13 protein-coding genes are annotated in these 19269 nt (G+C 72.5%); 4 read left to right on the forward strand and 9 right to left on the reverse strand.

Going from position 1 to position 19269, the window contains the following annotated elements:
• Positions 1 to 324 precede the first annotated feature (324 nt).
• The 4 genes from ACZ60J_RS12520 to ACZ60J_RS12535 all read left to right on the forward strand — a co-directional run bounded on the left by ACZ60J_RS12520 (position 325) and on the right by ACZ60J_RS12535 (position 8855).
• Positions 325 to 2529, forward strand: coding sequence for a discoidin domain-containing protein (locus ACZ60J_RS12520; protein ID WP_469681188.1), 2205 nt, complete (start codon positions 325 to 327; stop codon positions 2527 to 2529).
• 224 nt (positions 2530 to 2753) lie between these two features.
• Positions 2754 to 4928, forward strand: coding sequence for a discoidin domain-containing protein (locus ACZ60J_RS12525; protein ID WP_469681190.1), 2175 nt, complete (start codon positions 2754 to 2756; stop codon positions 4926 to 4928).
• 137 nt (positions 4929 to 5065) lie between these two features.
• Positions 5066 to 7501 (forward strand): glycoside hydrolase family 3 C-terminal domain-containing protein, encoded by a 2436-nt coding sequence (locus ACZ60J_RS12530; RefSeq protein ID WP_469681192.1) that lies wholly within the window; start codon positions 5066 to 5068, stop codon positions 7499 to 7501.
• Positions 7502 to 7706: 205 nt separating this feature from the next.
• Positions 7707 to 8855, forward strand: coding sequence for a PucR family transcriptional regulator (locus ACZ60J_RS12535; protein WP_469681194.1), 1149 nt, complete (start codon positions 7707 to 7709; stop codon positions 8853 to 8855).
• 14 nt (positions 8856 to 8869) lie between these two features.
• Here the strand turns inward: ACZ60J_RS12535 and ACZ60J_RS12540 are convergent, their stop codons facing one another.
• The 9 genes from ACZ60J_RS12540 to ACZ60J_RS12580 all read right to left on the reverse strand — a co-directional run bounded on the left by ACZ60J_RS12540 (position 8870) and on the right by ACZ60J_RS12580 (position 19253).
• The gene (locus tag ACZ60J_RS12540) at positions 8870 to 10309 is read right to left on the reverse strand and encodes a carboxylesterase/lipase family protein (RefSeq protein WP_469681196.1); all 1440 of its coding nucleotides are present in this window, start codon (positions 10307 to 10309) and stop codon (positions 8870 to 8872) included.
• Positions 10306 to 11157 (reverse strand): alpha/beta hydrolase family protein, encoded by an 852-nt coding sequence (locus ACZ60J_RS12545; RefSeq protein WP_469681198.1) that lies wholly within the window; start codon positions 11155 to 11157, stop codon positions 10306 to 10308. The genes ACZ60J_RS12540 and ACZ60J_RS12545 overlap by 4 nt, the downstream gene beginning before the upstream one ends.
• A gap of 238 nt (positions 11158 to 11395) precedes the next feature.
• Entirely contained in the window at positions 11396 to 12481 is a 1086-nt protein-coding gene (locus ACZ60J_RS12550; RefSeq protein WP_469681200.1) for a hypothetical protein, read from the reverse strand.
• A 69-nt stretch (positions 12482 to 12550) separates the two neighbouring features.
• On the reverse strand, positions 12551 to 13552 hold the full coding sequence (locus ACZ60J_RS12555) for a TIGR03842 family LLM class F420-dependent oxidoreductase (protein ID WP_469681202.1): 1002 nt from the start codon (positions 13550 to 13552) through the stop codon (positions 12551 to 12553).
• A gap of 29 nt (positions 13553 to 13581) precedes the next feature.
• On the reverse strand, positions 13582 to 14982 hold the full coding sequence (gene hydA / locus ACZ60J_RS12560; RefSeq protein ID WP_469681204.1) for a dihydropyrimidinase: 1401 nt from the start codon (positions 14980 to 14982) through the stop codon (positions 13582 to 13584).
• A 17-nt stretch (positions 14983 to 14999) separates the two neighbouring features.
• Positions 15000 to 16295: an aspartate aminotransferase family protein gene (locus ACZ60J_RS12565; protein WP_469681206.1), complete on the reverse strand. Its 1296-nt coding sequence runs from the start codon at positions 16293 to 16295 to the stop codon at positions 15000 to 15002.
• The gene (locus tag ACZ60J_RS12570) at positions 16292 to 17134 is read right to left on the reverse strand and encodes a nitrilase-related carbon-nitrogen hydrolase (RefSeq protein ID WP_469681208.1); all 843 of its coding nucleotides are present in this window, start codon (positions 17132 to 17134) and stop codon (positions 16292 to 16294) included. Before ACZ60J_RS12570 ends, ACZ60J_RS12565 begins: the two co-directional genes overlap by 4 nt.
• A 172-nt stretch (positions 17135 to 17306) precedes the next feature.
• Positions 17307 to 18809 (reverse strand): hypothetical protein, encoded by a 1503-nt coding sequence (locus tag ACZ60J_RS12575; protein WP_469681210.1) that lies wholly within the window; start codon positions 18807 to 18809, stop codon positions 17307 to 17309.
• A gap of 45 nt (positions 18810 to 18854) precedes the next feature.
• Complete coding sequence (locus ACZ60J_RS12580; RefSeq protein WP_469681212.1) at positions 18855 to 19253, reverse strand: PPOX class F420-dependent oxidoreductase; 399 nt, start codon at positions 19251 to 19253, stop codon at positions 18855 to 18857.
• Positions 19254 to 19269 lie beyond the last annotated feature (16 nt).

A 19269-nucleotide genomic window follows, 5' to 3' on the forward strand; every position in this document is an offset into this window, starting at 1 on the left:
CCTACCGGCCCGCGCGCGCCGGTGCCTATGGTGTGGCTCCGGAGCATCCCGGGCCCAGCACCCTCCCGGCTCCCCACGGGAGGGTTGCCGTGCGCCCGGGCGCGGACCCGGCCACGCCGGGTCGCCCGATCAGCAGCCGGGCCATCACCACCCCACAGCAGCCGTAAGCAGCCCGAGGCCACCCTTGGGCTGCTTACGGCTGCCCGCTTATCGGAACTTAATGAAAGCCAAAAGAAAAGGCGTCACGGTTCTTGACCGGCCGATCGCGTTACGGGCAAGGTCTGGAGAGCGCTCTCCCGTTTCAGGTTCGTTAAAGGAGCACCAATGCCCACTGGCATACCTGTCGATGCGTTGCCACGCGGACGACGTCCCGCCTCCACCCGCAGGGGGATCGCCGGGGCGGTCACGACCGCCCTCGTCGGCGGCCTGCTCGCGCTGGCACCGACGGTCCCCGCGGCCTCGGCCGAGCCCGTGCCGGTTTCCCAGGGCAAGGCGGTCACGGCCTCCAGCCAGGAGCACTACGGCACCCCGGCGGCCGACGCCGTCGACGGCAACAACGGCTCGCGCTGGTCCAGCGCCGCCTCCGACGCCCAGTGGCTGCAGGTGGACCTCGGCGCCGCGACCGAGCTGAGCAAGGTCGTCCTGCAGTGGGAGGCCGCCTACGCCAAGGCGTACCGGATCGAGCTTTCGACCAACGGCACCGACTGGTCCACGGCCTACTCCACGGCCACCGGCGCCGGCGGCACCGAGACCGTGAACATCACCGGGACCGCCCGCTACGTCCGCATGCAGGGCGTGTCCAGGGCCACCGGCTACGGCTACTCGCTCTGGGAGTTCAAGGTGTTCGGCACCAGCGGCGGAGGCACCGGCCCGACCCTGCCGGGCGGCGGCGACCTCGGCCCGAACGTGCACATCGTGGATCCGTCGACCCCCGGCATCCAGGCCCAGCTGGACCAGGTCTTCCAGGAGCAGGAGTCGGCGCAGTTCGGCAGCGGCCGGCACGCCTTCCTCCTCAAGCCGGGCACGTACAACAACATCAACGCCCAGATCGGCTTCTACACCCAGATCGCCGGCCTCGGCCTGCGCCCGGGCGACACCACCATCAACGGTGACGTGACGGTCGACGCGGGCTGGTTCAACGGCAACGCGACCCAGAACTTCTGGCGCGGTGCGGAGGGCCTGACCGTCAACCCGGTCAGCGGCACCAACCGGTGGGCGGTCTCGCAGGCGTCGTCCTTCCGCCGCATGCACGTCAAGGGCGCGCTCAACCTGGCGCCGAACGGCTACGGCTGGGCCAGCGGCGGCTACATCGCCGACTCCAAGGTCGACGGCCAGATCGGCAACTACTCGCAGCAGCAGTGGTACACCCGCGACAGCACCATCGGCGGCTGGTCCAACAGCGTGTGGAACCAGACCTTCTCGGGCGTCGAGGGTGCTCCGGCCACCGGCTTCCCCGAGCCCCGCTACACCACGCTCGACACCACGCCCGTCTCCCGCGAGAAGCCCTACCTCTACCTCGACGGGAACGAGTACAAGGTCTTCGCGCCGGCCAAGCGCACCAACGCCCGCGGCACCACCTGGGCGGGCGGCACCCCGCAGGGCGATTCCGTGCCGCTCAGCCAGTTCTACGTGGTCAAGCCCGGCGCCACCGCCGCCACGATCAACCAGGCGCTGGCCCAGGGCCTGAACCTGCTGTTCACACCCGGCGTCTACCACGTCGACCAGACCATCAACGTGAACCGCGCGAACACCATCGTGCTCGGCCTCGGCCTCGCCACGATCATCCCGGACAACGGTGTCACCGCGATGAAGGTCGCCGACGTCGACGGCGTCCGCCTCGCCGGCTTCCTGATCGATGCCGGACCGGTCAACTCCCCGACCCTGCTGGAACTCGGCCCGCAGAACTCCTCCGCCGACCACGCCGCCAACCCCACCACCGTGCAGGACGTGTACATCCGCGTCGGCGGGGCGGGCCCCGGCAAGGCCACCACCAGCGTGGTCGTCAACAGCGACGACGCGATCGTCGACCACACCTGGGTGTGGCGCGCCGACCACGGCGAGGGCGTGGGCTGGGAGACCAACCGCGCCGACTACGGGGTGCGGGTGAACGGTGACGACGTCCTGGCCACGGGCCTGTTCGTCGAGCACTTCAACAAGTACGACGTCGAGTGGTACGGCGAGCGCGGCAAGACGGTCTTCTACCAGAACGAGAAGGCCTACGACGCCCCGAACCAGGCCGCCATCCAGAACGGCGCCACCAAGGGCTACGCCGCCTACCGGGTCGACGACTCGGTCACCACCCACGAGGCGTGGGGCCTGGGCAGCTACTGCAACTACAACGTGGACCCGAACATCCGCCAGGACCACGGTTTCAAGGCCCCGGTCAAGCCCGGCGTCAAGTTCCACAGCCTCCTGACGGTGTCGCTCGGCGGCAACGGCCACTACGAGCACGTCATCAACGACACCGGGGCGTCCACGGTCCCCGCCGGCACCTCGACGGTTCCCTCCACGGTGGTCTCGTACCCCTGAGCCGTCCGGCCTCCCCCGCCGGTTCCGCCCCCTGTGCGGAACCGCCTCCCGACACCCCGGGCCCGGATTCCTCCCTGCCGCCGCGGCCCGGGGGCACCACCGCACGACCGGCCCCACCGCACGACCGGCCTCCGCCGACCCGCCGGAGCCGCACCCACTCCCCTGGGCCGGGTGAACCGATCTCCGCGCCCCGGCCCAGGGGCCCCCTCACACCAGGAGCCGCAATGTTCCCCCCTCCCGCCACGAGAAGCACGCTCCGCCGCACGCGCGGCGCGGCCGCCCTCGCCACCCTGGGCGCGCTCCTCGCGTCCTCGCTCACCCTGGCCGCAGCCCCCACCGCGGTGGCCGCCGACTCCCTGCTCTCCCAGGGCAAGCCGGCCACCGCCTCCTCCCAGGAGGGCGAGGGCTACTCCGCGGCCGCCGCCTTCGACGGCAACCTCACCGGCACGCGCTGGGCCAGCCAGTGGCGCGACGCCGAATGGATCCAGGTCGACCTGGGCGCGAGCCGCAACCTCAGCCGCGTCGTCCTCACCTGGGAGGGCGCCTTCGGCAAGAACTACGAGATCCAGGTCTCGGACGACGGGGCGAACTGGCGCACGGCCAAGACCGTCACCGGCAGCGACGGCGGCACCGACGAGATCGCCATCTCCGGCAGCGGCCGGTACGTGCGGATGAACGGCCTGGTCCGCTCCAGCGGCTACGGCTACTCCCTCTGGGAGTTCCAGGTCTACGGCACCACCACGACGGAGCCCCCCGCCCAGGGCGCCGTCCGCGTGGCCGGCTCCCAGGGCAACTGGCAGCTGACCGTCGGCGGGCAGCCGTACACGGTCAAGGGCCTCACCTGGGGCCCGTCCTTCGCGGACGCCCCGAAGTACATGCCCGACGTGAAGTCCATGGGCGTCAACACCATCCGCACCTGGGGCACGGACGCGTCGAGCAAGCCCCTGCTGGACACGGCCGCGGCGAACGGCATCCGGGTCGTCAACGGGTTCTGGCTGCAGCCCGGCGGCGGCCCCGGCTCGGGCGGCTGCGTCAACTACGTCACCGACGCCACGTACAAGAGCAACATGCTGACCGAGTTCGCGAAGTGGGTGGACACCTACAAGTCGCACCCGGCCACGCTGATGTGGAACGTCGGCAACGAGTCCGTCCTCGGCCTGCAGAACTGCTACAGCGGCACCGAACTGGAGGCGCAGCGCAACGCCTACACCACGTTCGTCAACGACGTCGCGAAGAAGATCCACTCCATCGACCCGGACCACCCGGTGACCTCGACCGACGCCTGGACGGGCGCGTGGCCGTACTACAAGCGCAACGCCCCGGACCTGGACCTGTACTCGATGAACTCCTACGGAGACATCTGCGGGGTGAAGCAGGACTGGGTGGACGGCGGTTACACCAAGCCCTACATCATCACCGAGACGGGCCCGGCCGGCGAGTGGGAGGTGCCGAACGACGCCAACGGCATCCCCGACCAGAAGACCGACGTCCAGAAGGCCGAGGGCTACACGCAGGCGTGGAACTGCATCACCGGCCACCAGGGCGTGGCCCTGGGCGCCACGATGTTCCACTACGGCATCGAGCACGACTTCGGCGGCATCTGGTTCAACCTGCTGCCCGACGGGCTCAAGACGCTGGCGTACTACGCGGTGAAGAAGGCCTACACCGGGTCCACCGCGGGCGACAACACGCCGCCGGTCGTGAGCAACATGGTCGTCGACAAGGCCTCGGGCGCCCCGGCCGGCGGTGAGTTCACCGTCCGCGCCAACATCACCGACCCGCAGAACGACCCGCTGACGTACAAGATCTTCCTCAGCGGCAACTACGCGAACGGCGACAAGCGGCTGGTCGAGGCGCAATGGCGCTCGACGGGCAACGGGACCTTCGCGGTCACCGCTCCCGAGAAGCTCGGCGTCTGGAAGGTGTACATCCAGGCCGAGGACGGCCGCGGCAACGCGGGCATCGAGACCAAGTCCGTCAAGGTGGTCGCCCCGCCCGTGAGCGGCACGAACGTGGCGCTGAACAAGCCGACGACCGCCTCCTCCTTCCAGGCCTCGTACGGCGACTGCCCCTGCGCGCCGGGCAAGGCGACCGACGGCAACACCGGCACCCGCTGGGCCAGCGACTGGAGCGACCCGCAGTGGATCTCCGTGGACCTCGGTTCCTCCACCGCGATCCGCACCCTGCAGCTGGTTTGGGACCCCGCGTACGCCAAGTCCTACGAGGTGCAGCTCTCCGACGACGGCACCAACTGGCGCACGGTGCACTCCACGACGACCGGCAACGGTGACATCGACACGATCAACGTGTCGGCGAGCGCCCGCCACGTGCGGCTGAACCTGACCGCCCGCGGCACCGGATGGGGCTACTCCCTCCACGAGTTCGGCATCTACAGCTGACCCGCTGACGATGCGGTCCTGAACGCGGAGCACCGGCCGTCCTGACCCGGTCGGCCCTCCGTACGGGCCCGGCCCTCCCCGTGTGGACAACGGGGCGGGCCGGGCCCTCTCCTGCTGATGACGTGAATGGGGTGGGGATGAGCGAGGACGTGCTCGACCGGCTGCTGGACAAGCTCGACCTGACACAGAAGGTACGGCTGCTGTCCGGGGCCACGACGTGGCGGACCGCCGGCGAACAGGCGGTCGGGCTGCGGGAGATGGTGACATCCGACGGCCCGGCAGGGGTGCGGGGGGAGGCCTGGGACGAGCGGCTCACCTCCGCGCTGCTGCCCTCGGCGTCCGCGATCGGCGCGCTGTGGGACGAGGACCTGGTCGAGGAGCTGGGGGGCCTGCTCGCTTCGGAGGCGGTGCGCAAGGGCGTGGACGTCGTCCTGGCGCCGACGCTCAACCTGCACCGCACGCCGCTGGGCGGCCGCCACTTCGAGTGCTTCTCGGAGGATCCCGTACTGACGGGCCGCACGGGCGCGGCGCTCGTACGGGGCATCCAGGCGGCGGGGGTGGCCGCCACGGCCAAGCACTACGTGGCCAACGACTCCGAGACCGGCCGGATGCACGTGGACGTACGTGCCTGCGAGCGGGTGCTGCGGGAGGTGTACCTGGCTCCGTTCGAGGCCGCCGTGGGGGCGGGCGTGTGGCTGGTGATGGCCGGCTACAACGGTGTGAACGGGGCGACGATGACCGCCAGTCCACTGCTCGCCGAACCCCTCAAGGGCGAGTGGGGCTTCGACGGGGTGGTGGTCTCCGACTGGGGCGCCCTGCGGTCGGCCCTGGAACCGGCGCTCGGCGCACTGGACTTGGCGATGCCGGGACCGCACGGCCCGTGGGAGGCTTCCCTCGTCCGGGCCGTACAGGACGGCCACGTCCCCGAGCGGGCCGTCGACGAGAAGGTGCGGCGCCTGCTGCGGCTGGCCGGACGCGTGGGGGCACTCGAACCGCACCGGCCCCCGCGCACCCCGGCGTTCGGGCCGCAGGACACGCGGACGCTGCTGCGCCGCACCGCGGCCGCCGGATCCGTGCTGCTGAGCAACCGCGCGGTGCTCCCGCTCGACCCGTCCGCGCTGGCGGAGGTCGCCGTCATCGGCGTGCACGCCGACTCCCCGCGCCTCCAGGGCGGAGGCAGCGCAGGGGTCTTCCCCGCGCACGCGGTCACTCCGCTCGACGGGATCCGGGCCCGGCTGGAGGGCCTGGCCCGGGTCGTGCACGTACCGGGTCCGGGACTGGACGTCCCCCCGGCGCCCCTCGACACCGGCTGGTGCAGCGACCCGCGATCGGGACGGCCCGGCGTGCTGCTGCGCCTGCTGGACGAGGCGGGCCGCGAGCTGCATGCGGAACACCGGCTGTCAGGGCGCCAGTTGGAGCCCCCCGTGACGCCCGACGCGCGAACGGTGGAGATCAGCGCGCTCGTACGGCCGACCGCGACGGGGGAATGGACCTTCGGCATCGCCGGCTTCGGCCGCATGAGCCTGACCCTCGGCGAACGGACCGTACTGGACGGCGCGTTCCCGTGCACCACCGACGACCCGGCCGTCGTCCATGTGAACCCGCCCCTCCACACGGTGCGGGCGACCCTGGACACCACGGAACCCGTCCTCCTGACGGCCCGGCGGGAGCTGGTCCCCGGGGCCGGGCGCGCCACGGTCGTCGCGGCGGCGGCGCCGGAGCCCGGGGTGGCGGCCGCGCTCGCCGAAGCGGTGCGGGCGGCCCGCGACGCGGACGCCGTGATCGTGGTCGTCGGCACGACCGAACACACCGAGACCGAGGGCCACGACCGCGGCGACCTCTGCCTGGGCGGCCACCAGGACGAGCTGGTTAGCTCCGTGGCGGCCGTCAACCGGCGCACCGTCGCCGTGGTCAACAGCGGCGGCCCCGTCGAACTGCCCTGGCGCGACGAGGTGGGCGCGGTGCTGCTCACCTGGTTCCCCGGGCAGGAGGCGGGTGCCGGGCTCGCCGACGTCCTGTTCGGGGACGCCGAGCCGGGCGGCCGCCTCCCCACCACGTGGGCGGCCGCCCTGGCCGACGCGCCCGTCACCCACGCGCACCCGGTCGACGGGCGCCTCGCCTACGACGACGGCCTGCACATCGGGCACCGGGCCTGGCTCCGCACCGGGCGGCGTCCCGCCTACTGGTTCGGGCACGGCCTGGGCTACACCACCTGGGAGTACGGCACGGTCCACGCCCCGGCGGAGGTCACGGAGGGCTCCTCGTTCACGGTCCGCGTCCAGGTGCGCAACACGGGCGACCGGGCCGGCCGCGAGGTGGTGCAGGTGTACCTCGCCCGCCCTGATTCCGCCGTCGAGCGACCGGTCCGCTGGTTCGCCGGCTACGCCGCGGTCCACGCGGAAGCCGGCGCGTCGTCGACCGCCGTCGTGGAGGTCCCGGCCGGCGCGCTGCGGCACTGGTCGGAGGCCCGGGCGGCCTGGTGCACGGAGCCCGGGACGTACCGGATCATCGTAGGCCGCTCGGCCGGCGCCCCGTCATGGAGCGGAACGGTGGAGGTCCGCGGCTCCCGGTGAACCACCGGGCTCCCGGCGGCGGCAAAGGCCGTCGCCGGGGCCCGCGAGGAGCATGCCCGCGGCAAGGCCGGCCGTGAAGGTCCCCTTTGCGGGGCCCACCGGCCCGCCCGGGCGGGCGGGCGGGTGCACGAAGGAGAAGGGCGTGACCGGACGGCTTCCCCGCGCCCGATTGACGGCGCGGCCGGGGCGGTGTGACGATGCGCCGATGTCGGACCTGCACGCCCGGATGGCCGCCCGGGCCGGTGACCTCACCGCCGTCGTGGTCGCGCGCTGTGCGGCGGAGGCGCCGTTCTACGGGGCGCTGCCCCGGGCCGCGCTCCAGGGCGAAGTGGCGCGGTCCATCGCGGCGGTGAACGCTCTGCTGCTCAGGGCGCTGCGCGAGGGCGGCGCGGGTGCGATGGGTCCGGGCGACGTGACCCGGCTCATCGAGTGGTCGGCGCGCCGGGCCGAGGAGCGCGTCCCCCTCGAAGCGGTGATCACCGCGTACCTGATCGGCGCCGAGGTGTGGTGGCAGACGCTGGCGGAGGTCGCGGAGCCGGGTGAGCTGGCCGGTGCGGGCGGCACGCTGCTGGCCTGCCTGCACGCCGCGCTGCCCGCGGTCGTCCTCGCCCACCAGAACGCCCGGGACGACCTCCACAGCGAGGACAAGCGGGTACGGCGAGCCCTGCTCGGCGCCCTGCTGGCGGGACGCCCCCACGAGGAACTGGCGGACGTGGCACGGATGGACGTGGCGGGTGAGCACGAGGTGGTCGCCTTCGCGTTCGCGGCCGATCCGCCGGCGAGGCTGGTGCAGTCCTCGCTCGACGCCTTCACGGGGACCCCCGTGCTGATGGACCACGTCGCCGGCATCGCCCTCCTGCCGGGCCGGCCCGACGTACCGGGCCTGGTGGCCCGGCTGGAGAAGGACGCGGGGCAGTCCGTGCTCGCCGCCGCAGCCCGCTCCTGCGGCCCGGCGGCCGTCCCGGCGGCGGCGCAGGAGGCCGGTCGCGTACTGGATCTCGTACGACGTCTGCGCCGCCCGCCCGGGTGCTACCGCCTCGACGACGTCCTGCTGGAGCACCAGATCGCGCGCCCCGGGGACGGGCTCGTGCGGCTCGCGGCCAAACTCGATCCCCTGGACGAGCACCCCTTCCTGCTCCGGACGCTGCGCGTGTTCGTGGAGCAGGGGCAGAGCCGCCGCCGGACGGCGTCGGAGCTGTGCGTGCACCGCAACACGCTGGACTACCGGTTGCAGCGGGTGAGTGCGCTGACCGGCCTCGACCTCGCGGTCCCCGCGCAGGCGCGGCTGATCGAGGCGGCGCTCGTCGCCAGGGACCTGGCCGGGACCGCGGATCACCGCGAGGCCACCGGCTGAGGCGGATCCCCGGGTCAGAGCCAGGCCCGGAGTTCCTCGTGCCGTGGTGCGAGGGCCGGGCCTGCACCGGGGTGGTCGAAGACCATGACCGGCCGGTCCGCGTTCCAGCCGGGCCAGCCGGGGTCCCCGGTCGCGGCGAAGGCGACCCAGGCCCGGTGCATGGAGTCGGCCAGGGGCTGGGGGGCGCCGGGCCCGGTCAGGTCCTCGGCGGCTCCCAGGTTGTCGAAGACGAAGCCGAGTTCCAGCGCATGGCAGGCCCCGAGCCCCATCACGGGTGAGCGCCAGGCGAATTCGTAGACGAAGGTGCGCTCGGGCCGGGAGTCGGCGAGCCGGTTGAGCGGCCCCCGCAGCAGCAGGTCGGTGGCCATCTCTCCGAGGATCTCACCGGGTGTGGCGTCCGGCCGGGTGGCCCGGTACAGCCGTGCCACCCGGTGGGGGACGCGGAACTTCAGCAGGGCCAGCCGCAGGGTGAGCCGGCTGATCCGGTCGACGGTTCCGCCGGGTACGAACCACAGCCGGTACTCCTCCCGGTTGCAGCCCAGCAGCAGGTCCGCCCGGGGCAGGGCCGGGTCGGCGGGGACCACGTCGCCGTCGGTCACGATGTGGAATCCCGGGCCGCCGCCGATGGGGTCCGACCGGTCGACCACGGCGGCCTGCGCGTCCAGCAGCAGGTCCCGGTCCACCGCCGCGAACGCCTCGGCGGTGGCCGGGATCCGCAGCCTCTTCGCCATCGCCCGCACGGCCTTCGCGCCGGCGCGGCGCGGCACCGTGTGCGGCGGGCCGCTCTGCAGGACCGCCCTGCGGAACAGTCCGGCCGCGCGGGGGCTCGTCATGAGGGCCGCGATGGCGATCGCGCCGGCGGACTCCCCGCACACGGTCACCCTCGCCGGATCTCCGCCGAAGGCGGCGATGTTGTCACGGACCCAGGTCAGGGCCGCGATCTGGTCGAGGAGGCCGCGGTTGTCGGGGGCGTCGGGGAAGACCCCGAACCCTTCGACGCCCAGCCGGTAGTTGACGGAGACGAGGACCACCCCGTCGCGGGCGAAGGCACGCCCGTCGTAGAGCGGGAGGCTCGACGAGCCGTTGCGCAGGGAGCCCCCGTGGATCCAGACCATGACGGGCAGCCGGCCGGCGCCGACGGACGGCGTCCAGACGTTGAGGTTGAGGCAGTCGTCACCGGCGATGTCCGGATCGGGGATCAGCCGGTCCAGGGGCGGACGGTACGGGCGCTTGGGTGCGGTGGGCCCGTACTCCAGCGCGTCCCGCACCCCTTCCCAGGGCTCGGCGGGGGCGGGGGCGCGGAAGCGGTGGGCGCCGAAGGGCGGGGCGGCGTACGGGATGCCGAGGAAGGCGGCGACCCCGTGCCGGTACCGGCCCCGGACCTTGCCCTGACCGGTGGTCGCGAGGATGTCCCGGGCGGCATCGGTCCCGGTACCGGCGTCCGTACCGGTCACCGGGTGGCGAGGGTGTTGCGGCGGACGTCGGACCAGGTGCCGGTGTCGGTGCAGATCCCGCAGCCCGGCCCGAGGAACCGGGCGCGCGCCGCCTGGTCCCCCATCAGGTGGGCCTTGAACCAGGCGGTGGTGGGCGCGGCGAACGGGCCGGGGTCGCCCACGACGGTGAAGTGGTCGGCGCCGCGCAGTTCCCCGTAGACGGCCGGGATGTGGTCGGCGTCGTCGTAGAAGGCCTTGACGAGGAAGGGGAAGACGATGCTGTCCTTCTGCCCGGCCAGGAGGAGCGCGGGTACGCGCACGCCGTCGATGTCGGCGAGCGGCCCGGGCTGGATGGGCAGGACGGTGTCGATCCGCGGGTCCGCCCCGACGACGATGGCGGCGGCTCCGCCCTGCGAGTGGCCGGAGGCGCCGATGTGCTCCAGGTCGACGCGGTCGTGGAAGGGGCTGCCGGGATCGGCGTCGCGGCGGGTGAGCAGGTCGATGCCGGCCCGCATGGAGATGCCGAGGTTGGACTGCGGGGTGTTGGCGGCGGCGACGATGAAGCCCTGACTGGCCCAGTGCAGCAGCAGCTCGCGGTAGACGACGGGGAAGGCGAAGGTCCCGTTCCCCCACACGATCACGGGGTGGCGGCGGTCGCTGGTCGCGATGTCGCGCGGGTAGTACAGGGTGGTCACCGCCCCGACCTCCACCTCGGTGGCGTAGGGACCGGGGGCGCCGTAGTCGGTCGATGCCGCCCCGGCCGGGGCCGCCCCGGTTCCGGTGGAGGCCGCCGCCGTGCCCGCGCCGGCCGGGGCCGTCAGCAGGAGCAGGGAGGCGGTCAGGGGGACGAGCAGTTTCTTCCAGAGCACAGCGGACTCCCGATGCCGTCATGGTGAACCGGACCGTACGTCCGGCTCACTCCTTGTCTGACGGCACATCCTGGGGCCACGGCCCGAAGCCCGTCTCTGGGCAAGCGCGGCAAGCACGGACCCCCGACTTCGTGCAACCTGCCGAGAGGCACGGGCCCGGCGGGGGTGCCATGCTCGGTTCCGCCGTGATCGACGGCCCGGTGCCGGCCTGACCGCGGGCCGGCACCGGGCTCTGCGATCAGAAGAGGTTCGCGTAGTACTTCTGGATGTTGGGGAGCGCCTGCAGCCTCTGCTTTTCGGCGGGGTGGTGGGTGATGAGGTGGCGGATCCGAGCGTTCAGGTCGGGGTTCGGCTCCTGGACGAAGCCCGCCTGCAGCAGCAGGTCGCAGTACCTTCTGATCGCCGTCAGATCGGCGTGCCCCGCCGCGAGGGGGCAGAGCGTGGCCTTGACGTCGGCTTCCCAGGCCGGTGGGAAGAAGGCCGGCTTGCAGTCGGCGAGCTTCTTCCCGACCACCCAGGCGCTGCCCACCATCGCCGTGGAGTGGACGTTCTGCCCGATCGTGACAGAACCCGTCGGGAGGGTGATGGTGCCCTGGGTAGTGAGCGTCGGTGTCAGGGAGTCGACCCAGCCGGCCGTGCAGTACGGCGTGCCCCAGACGATCGTCCCGAAGGCCCCGCTCTTCGCTATGGCCGCCACCACGCCCCTCGGGTTGGTGAGGTCTCCGCCGAAGTCGTGTTGCCAGACGTCGCTGCCCACGGCGCTCAGTGCGTTGTACCCCCCGGCCTGCCCGCCCGGGGTGACCCCGACGATCTGCGGGATCTTCGCGTAGGCGTTGCCCTTGCGGAGCCAGTACTTCAGCGCGTGGGCGGGGCTGGTGCAGAACAGCTCCCCGCTCGCGGTGGCCCCGAGCTCGACGCGCTGCCCGGCGACCGTCGCGTACACGGCGGCCTTCTTGTACCGGAGGGCGTCGCCGACCACGGAGAAGAAGACGGCGTTGAAGGCGTCTGCGGGCTCGCCGAGCGCGATGGAGGTAAGGCAGTGCGCCCCCGCGGTTTCGAGCACGGGCCGTCCCAGGGGCTGCAGGGGCTGGACGGGGGCGGCGAGGACGGGCGCGCGGACATCGACGCCCGGGAAGGAAGGCTGCAGGGCGGCGCCCAGGGCCGCGAGTTCGTCGACCAGGTCCAGGACCGTCACGAGGCGCGCATAGTGCCCGTTCCCGGTCATGGTGCTGATCTCGGCGGCTATCTTCCCCGTATCGGGTATCTCGCCGCCGAACCAGCGCAGGAGGTTCGGGTACGGAGCGGGTGGGGTCTGTGTGCTCATGGCTTTCCCCTTCGTCTCGTCTCGGTCGGTCCTGTCCTCTCGGCGCGTCCGGGTGCTGCGCCTGCGCCGTCAGCCGTTCAGTGCCGGGATGACGTCGGCGCCGTACGCGTCGATGGTCGTTTCCCGGGCGTCGTGCATGTTGTACACGGCGAACTGGTCGACGCCGAGGGCTTGCAGGGCGCGGAGCTTCTCGATGTGCGCCTCGGCCGGGCCCAGGAGGCAGAAGCGGTCGACGATCTCGTCGGGGACGAAGTCGGTGGAGGGGTTTCCGGCGCGGCCGTGGTGGCTGTAGTCGTAGCCCTGGCGGGCTTTGACGTACTCGGTGAGTTCGTCCGGGACCATCGAGGAGTGTTCGCCGTAGCGGGAGACGAGGTCGGCGACGTGGTTGCCGACCATCCCGCCGAACCAGCGGCACTGGTCGCGTGCGTGCGCGAGGTCGTCCCCCACGTACGCCGGGGCCGCCACGCAGATGGTGATCGAGGCGGGATCGCGGCCGGCTTCCACGGCAGCCTGGCGGACCGCCTTGATCATCCATTCGGTGAGGTAGGGGTCGGCGAGCTGGAGGATGAACCCGTCCGCCTTCTGCCCTGCCAGGGCGAGGGCCTTGGGCCCGTACGCGGCCATCCAGACGGGCAGCTTCCCGTCCGTGATCCAGGGGATCCGGATGGGGTTGCCGTCCACCTGCGCCTCCCGGCCCTCCGCCAGGTCCCGGATGACCTCGATGGCCTCGCCGAGGCGGGCCAGGGTGTTGGGCGCGCGTCCGGCGACCCGCATCGCCGAGTCGCCGCGGCCGATCCCGCAGACCGTGCGGTTGCCGTACATGTCGTTCAGCGTCGCGAAGGTGGAGGCGGTCACCTCCCAGGTGCGGGTGCCCGGGTTGGTGACCATGGGACCGACGTGCATGCGCTGGGTGTTGGCCAGGATCTGGCTGTAGATGACGAACGGCTCCTGCCAGAGCACCGCGGAGTCGAAGGTCCAGCCGTAGCGGAAGCCGTTGCGCTCGCCGCGCTTCATGAGGCTGATCACCTGGGAGGCGGGCGGATCGGTTTGCAGGACGAGGCCGAAGTCCATGGCTGGCTGCTCCTTGCTGCGTGCGGTGCTTACAGGTACTGGCAGGTGGAGCGGTGGATGAAGGCCCCGTGCCCGGCCCGGCCGGTGAACTCGCGCCGTTCGATGACGAGTTCGCCGCGCGAGAGGACCGTGTCGACGCGTCCGGTGATCCGCCTGCCCTCGTACGCCGAGTAGTCCACGTTCATGTGGTGCGTCTCGGCGGAGATGACCTGCTCGGCGTGCGGATCGTAGAGGACGATGTCGGCGTCGGAGCCCGGCGCGATGGTGCCCTTCTGCGGGTAGAGGCCGAACATCCGGGCCGGGGTCGCGCACGCGATCTCGATCCAGCGGCGGCGGCTGATGTGCCCGTCCAGGACGGCCTGGTGGAGGAGGTCCATACGGTTCTCCACACCGGGGAGACCGTTGGGGATCTTCGAGAAGTCGCCCCGGCCCAGCTCCTTCTGGCCCCGGAAGCAGAACGGACAGTGGTCGGTGGACACCACCTGGAGGTCGTTCGTCCGCAGCCCCCGCCACAGCGCCGCCTGGTGCTCGCGGGGCCGCAGCGGGGTCGAGCAGACGTACTTGGCGCCCTGGAAGTCGGGCTCTTCGAGGTTGTCGGTGGACAGGAAGAGGTACTGCGGGCAGGTCTCGCCGAAGACGGGGAGACCCTTGTCGCGGGCCGCCGCCAGCTCGGCCACCGCCTCCTCCGCCGAGACGTGGACCACGTACAGCGGCGAGCCGGCGACCCGCGCGAGCTGGATCGCGCGGTGCGTGGCCTCCGCCTCCAGCAGGACCTTGCGGACCTCGCCGTGGTGGCGGGGGTCCGTCTCCCCTCGGGCCAGGGCCTGTTCGACGAGCACGTCGATCGCGATGCCGTTCTCGGCGTGCATCATGATCAGCCCGCCGTTGCCCGAGGCCCGCTGCATCGCGCGCAGGATCTGGCCGTCGTCGCTGTAGAAGACCCCGGGGTAGGCCATGAACAGCTTGAAGGAGGTGACCCCCTCCCCCACCAGGTGGTCCATCTCCTTCAGGGTCCGCTCGTTGACGTCCGAGAGGATCATGTGGAAGGCGTAGTCGACGGCGCACTGGCCGTCGGCCTTGGCGTACCAGGTGTCGAGGCCCTCGCGCAGGGCGTGCCCCGGCGTCTGGACGGCGAAGTCCACGATGGTGGTGGTGCCGCCCCAGGCCGCGGCCCGGGTGCCGGTCTCGAAGGTGTCGGATGCGGAAGTGCCGCCGAAGGGCAGCTCCATGTGGGTGTGGGCGTCGACCCCGCCGGGGATGACGTACTTCCCGCTCGCGTCGATCGTCCGGTCGGCCGTCCAGGTCTCGGCGGCCGCCGTGCCGTGTGCCGCGAGGGCGGCGACCCGGCCGTCCTCGATCAGCACGTCGGCGTGGAGCTCGTCGGATGCGGTGATGACGAGCCCGCCGCGGATGAGGGTGCGGATGGTCATGTACGTCTCCCCCGGTGCTAGGCGATGCTTCTGAGGGCCTCGGCGAGGATCTCGGCGCCCTCTTCCGCCTCGGCGACGGTGAGGGAGAGCGGCGGCGCGATGCGCAGCACGCTGGTGTTGTGGCCGCCGCCCTTGCCGAGCAGCAGGCCGCCGGCCCGGGCGGCCTCCAGTACGGCGGCGGCCGCGTCCGGGTCGGCCTGGTCGGTGCCGGGTTTCGTCAGCTCCAGGCCGGCCATCAGGCCCCGGCCGCGCACCTCCCGTACCGCGGGCACGGTCGCCGCGATGGCCCGCAGCCGCTCCAGCAGCAGGCCGCCGACGCGGCGGGCGTTGCCCTGGAGGTCGTGTTCGAGGAGGTAGGCGAGATTGGCCACGCCGGCGGCCATCGTGACCGGTGAACCGCCGAAGGTGGAGATGGAGTTGGAGTCGAGGCAGTTCATCACCTCGGCGCGGGCCACGAATCCGCCGATGGACATGCCGTTGCCGATGCCCTTGGCGAAGGTGATGATGTCCGGCGGGCCGTTCTGGGCGTGGGCCTGCCAGCCCCAGAAGTGCTCGCCGGTACGGCCCCAGCCGGTCTGCACCTCGTCGCTGATCCAGAGGATGCCGTGCCGGTCGAGGACCTCGCGGAAGGACCCGTAGAGCCCGTCGGGCGGCGAGGTGAACCCGCCCACGCCCTGCACCGGTTCGGCGATGAGGGCCGCGACCCCGCCCCGCGCCTGGCCGAGCACGTCCTCCAGGTCGGCGAGGGCCGCGGCGGTGAAGGCGGTGTCGTCGAGGTGGGCGAAGGGGCCGCGGGTGCGGACCGCGCCGTGGACGTAGTACGTCTGGAGCGGCGAGAGGCTGGTCGGGGACCAGCCGCGGTTGCCGGTGATCGAGACGGTGGAGAAGGACCGGCCGTGGTAGCTGTTGCGCATCGCCAGGATCTGGTTGGAGCGGCGGTACGTCGTCGCGAGCAGCAGGGCGGTGTCGTTGGCCTCGGTGCCGGAGGTGGTGAAGAAGACCCGGGCGTCGGGGATGCCGGACAGCGCCGCGACCCGCTCGGCCAGTTCGATCATCGGGCGGTTGAGGTACAGGGTGGAGGAGTGGATGATCCGCCCGGCCTGTTCGGCGACGGCCTTGGTGACCTCGGGCAGGGCGTGGGCGGTCATCGTGGTGAGGATGCCGCCGAAGAAGTCGAGGTAGCGGTTGCCGTCCGCGTCCCAGACGTGGCGGCCCTCGCCGTGGGTGAGTTCGATGGGGCGGTCGTAGTAGAGCGCGAGCCAGTCGGGCAGGACGGAGCGGTGCCGGCTGTGCAGGGGGATCGGGTTGGTCACGGCTGTACGAGTCCTCCGTAGGCGTCGGGGCGGCGGTCGCGGTAGAAGGCCCACTGGTCGCGGACCTCCTTGATGAGGTCGAAGTCGAGGTCGCGGACGAGGAGTTCCTCCTCCTTGTCGCTGGCGACCTCCCCGACGAACTGGCCGCGCGGGTCGACGAAGTAGCTGGTGCCGTAGAAGTCGTTGTCGCCGTACTCCTCTTGGCCGACGCGGTTGATGGCGGCGACGAAGTACTCGTTGGCGACGGCGGAGGCGGGCTGCTCCAGCTGCCACAGGTACCCAGAGAGCCCGCGGGAGGTGGCGGACGGGTTGTAGACCAACTGGGCTCCGGCGAGGCCGAGTTCCCGCCAGCCTTCGGGGAAGTGGCGGTCGTAGCAGATGTAGACGCCGACCTTGCCCACGGCGGTGTCGAAGACGGGGAATCCGAGGTTGCCCGGGCGGAAGTAGTACTTCTCCCAGAAGCCCCTGACCTGGGGGATGTGGTGCTTGCGGTACTTGCCGAGGTAGCTGCCGTCGGCGTCGATGACCGCGGCGGTGTTGTAGTAGAAGCCCTCGGACTCCAGCTCGAAGACCGGCACGACGATCACCATGCCGGTCTCGCGGGCGAGGTCCTGCATCCGCCGGACCGTGGGGCCGTCGGGGACGGCCTCGGCCCACCGGTAGTGCTCGGGCTCCTGGACCTGGCAGAAGTAGGGGGCGTTGAAGACTTCCTGGAAGCCGATGATCTGCGCGCCCTGGGCGGCGGCCCGGCGGGCGTGCTCCTCGTGTTTGGCGATCATCGACTCGGTGTCTCCGGTCCAGGTGGCCTGGACGAGTGCGGCGCGGACGACTTGGGCCATGAGCTGCTCCTCGCGACGGGTACGCCGGCTTCTACGCACGTAGAGGGTGCAGATGGCTGCGCGTAGGGAGTTGAAGGTAGGCCTCGGCCAGGCCGGGGGCAAGACCGCCTTGCACGGTTGGAGTAGTCGATCAGCAAACGCAGGAGTTACGTCGGCACGTGGTCGTTTCCGGTCAGGAGACGGGCAGATTCGCGACTCGAAGGGCGTGCAACAGGTCACGGTGATGAGGCCCCGAGAGGGCTTCGGCGGCGCGGAGCAGCCGGGGCGCGAACCACCGGGGATCCCGGCGGGCGAGCCGGGCCGACTCCTCGGCGGTGCGGACCCGGACGAAGGCGGCGAGCAGGGCGTCGGCCTCCGGGGTGTGACCGGACTCCCCGAGGACCAGGGCGATCTCGGCGATCTCGGCGGCCGGACGGGCCGCGCCCTGGCGCAGCAGGGCGTCGCGGTCGGCCGGCCCGAGCACGGCGGCGGCCGCGGCGAACCGGGCCGGCGGCAGGGAGGCCGCCTCCCAGAGCAGGGTGGCCCAGTCCGCGGACAGCCCGGCCCGCACCAGCTCCTCCCCCAGCAGCGCCAGCCGCTCGGCGGGCCCGGCGGCGGCCTCGCAGAGCAAGGCGTGCGCCTCCCCGCTCCGCCCTTGCCCCCGCAGGGCCACGAGTCCCTCCACGAACCCCCCGGCTCCCGGGAGGGGCGCCCCGTCCGGGGCGCCGGGCCCGCGTCCGCCGTGGCCGGTGGCGGCGGACGGCTGCCCCGGATCCGGCACTTCGGAGCCCCCGCGGGCGGGCTCGCGCAGGCCTCCGGGAGCCCGGCCGGCGTGGCCGGACCCGCCTGCCGGAGTGTCCGGCGCCGGCCCCGGTTCCCCCGCCGGGGCGGGGTCGGACCCCGTGCGGGCGGGCCTCCCGAAGCGGGCGCCGCGCAGCGGCGTGCCGGACGCCGGATGCCCCGGGGGCACGGCCGCCGCCCGGGCTTCCGGTGCTGACGCACCCCCGTAGCGGGCCCCGCCGCTGCGCCGCGCACCGCGCAGCCACCGCCCCTCGGCCCGCCCGACGGGCTCCGCCACCGCCTCCGCCTCCGTGGCGGGCGTTGTGCCCGGGGAGGTCGCCGCACGCTGTGCGGGTACGGCGTTCAGGGGGTCCGGCTGCGGCGGCGCCGGGTGTCCGGGGCTGCGGTCGGGTCCCGGGGTCACCGCGTGCAGGCGGGCCGCCAGGTCCTCGTGGCGGGCCGCGGCGCGGGCGGCGTCGTCGCGGGTCCAGGAGAGTTCCCGGGACAGGGCCTCCGCCTCCGCCGGGTCCGCCGATTCCGCGAGCCGCGCCGACAGCACGCGCAGGGCCGCCCGGGCCCGGGCCTGCTGCTCGGCGGCCGAGGCGAGGAGGGTGCGCAGTTCCTCCACCCCGCCCGGCAGCCGGTCCCAGACCCCGACCGCGGCGGCCCGCAGACCGGCCGCGTACTGCGTCTCCCGGGCGATCGCCACCGCACCGGTCGTGGCGGCCAAGTCGCCGAGCAGTGACTCCAGTACGTCCCAGGGAGGCATCGCGGCCCCGTCCAGACAGGCCCGCATCCCCTCCGGGTCCCGCCGCAGGAACTCCCCGTACCAGCCCGTCCCGGGATCCAGTCGCTGCGTCAATCCCCGCATGTATCCGGAGAGTTGGCCGATCACCTGCGAAATCGCGGTCTCCATCCCCGCATTGGACCGCACGGGTGTTACGGGCGGGCTACAGGAGTCTCAAAGCTTGGCGGCGGGCGGGGCAAGCCTGACCGCGATCGCGGTGTGAGGCCGCCCGCGCCGGACGATGGCGGCCGGCACGTCGAGCAGCCAGAACTGCCAGGTGTACTTGCGCAGCATCAGCTTCCGCACCCGCTTGAGCCCCGCGTCGTCCAGCAGCCGCGCCTCGCCCTCGTAGACCGCGGCCCCGTCGGCCACGTTCCCGCGTACGTCGCAGGCCACGACCGTGACCCGGCCGTCGTTGCGGATCCGCTTCACCTTCCACGCGTCGTCGCGCGTCCACACGTACAGCTCGTCGCCGTCCGCCACCGCCCACACCGGCGTGGCCACGGCCGTGCCGTTCTTGCGGAAGGTGGTGAGACTGACGTACCTCGCCCTGCCCAGCTCCACGATCGTCATGCGCCCGACCCTACGC

Source organism: Streptomyces sp. NPDC104226, from assembly GCF_055584085.1.

Coding starts and splice junctions, on each gene's coding strand:
- ACZ60J_RS12520 (WP_469681188.1), top strand. CDS start 325: ATGCCCACTGGCATACCTGTCGATGCGTTGCCACGCGGACGACGTCCC.
- ACZ60J_RS12525 (WP_469681190.1), top strand. CDS start 2,754: ATGTTCCCCCCTCCCGCCACGAGAAGCACGCTCCGCCGCACGCGCGGC.
- ACZ60J_RS12530 (WP_469681192.1), top strand. CDS start 5,066: ATGAGCGAGGACGTGCTCGACCGGCTGCTGGACAAGCTCGACCTGACA.
- ACZ60J_RS12535 (WP_469681194.1), top strand. CDS start 7,707: ATGTCGGACCTGCACGCCCGGATGGCCGCCCGGGCCGGTGACCTCACC.
- ACZ60J_RS12550 (WP_469681200.1), bottom strand. CDS start 12,481: ATGAGCACACAGACCCCACCCGCTCCGTACCCGAACCTCCTGCGCTGG.
- ACZ60J_RS12555 (WP_469681202.1), bottom strand. CDS start 13,552: ATGGACTTCGGCCTCGTCCTGCAAACCGATCCGCCCGCCTCCCAGGTG.
- hydA (WP_469681204.1), bottom strand. CDS start 14,982: ATGACCATCCGCACCCTCATCCGCGGCGGGCTCGTCATCACCGCATCC.
- ACZ60J_RS12570 (WP_469681208.1), bottom strand. CDS start 17,134: ATGGCCCAAGTCGTCCGCGCCGCACTCGTCCAGGCCACCTGGACCGGA.
- ACZ60J_RS12575 (WP_469681210.1), bottom strand. CDS start 18,809: ATGGAGACCGCGATTTCGCAGGTGATCGGCCAACTCTCCGGATACATG.
- ACZ60J_RS12580 (WP_469681212.1), bottom strand. CDS start 19,253: ATGACGATCGTGGAGCTGGGCAGGGCGAGGTACGTCAGTCTCACCACC.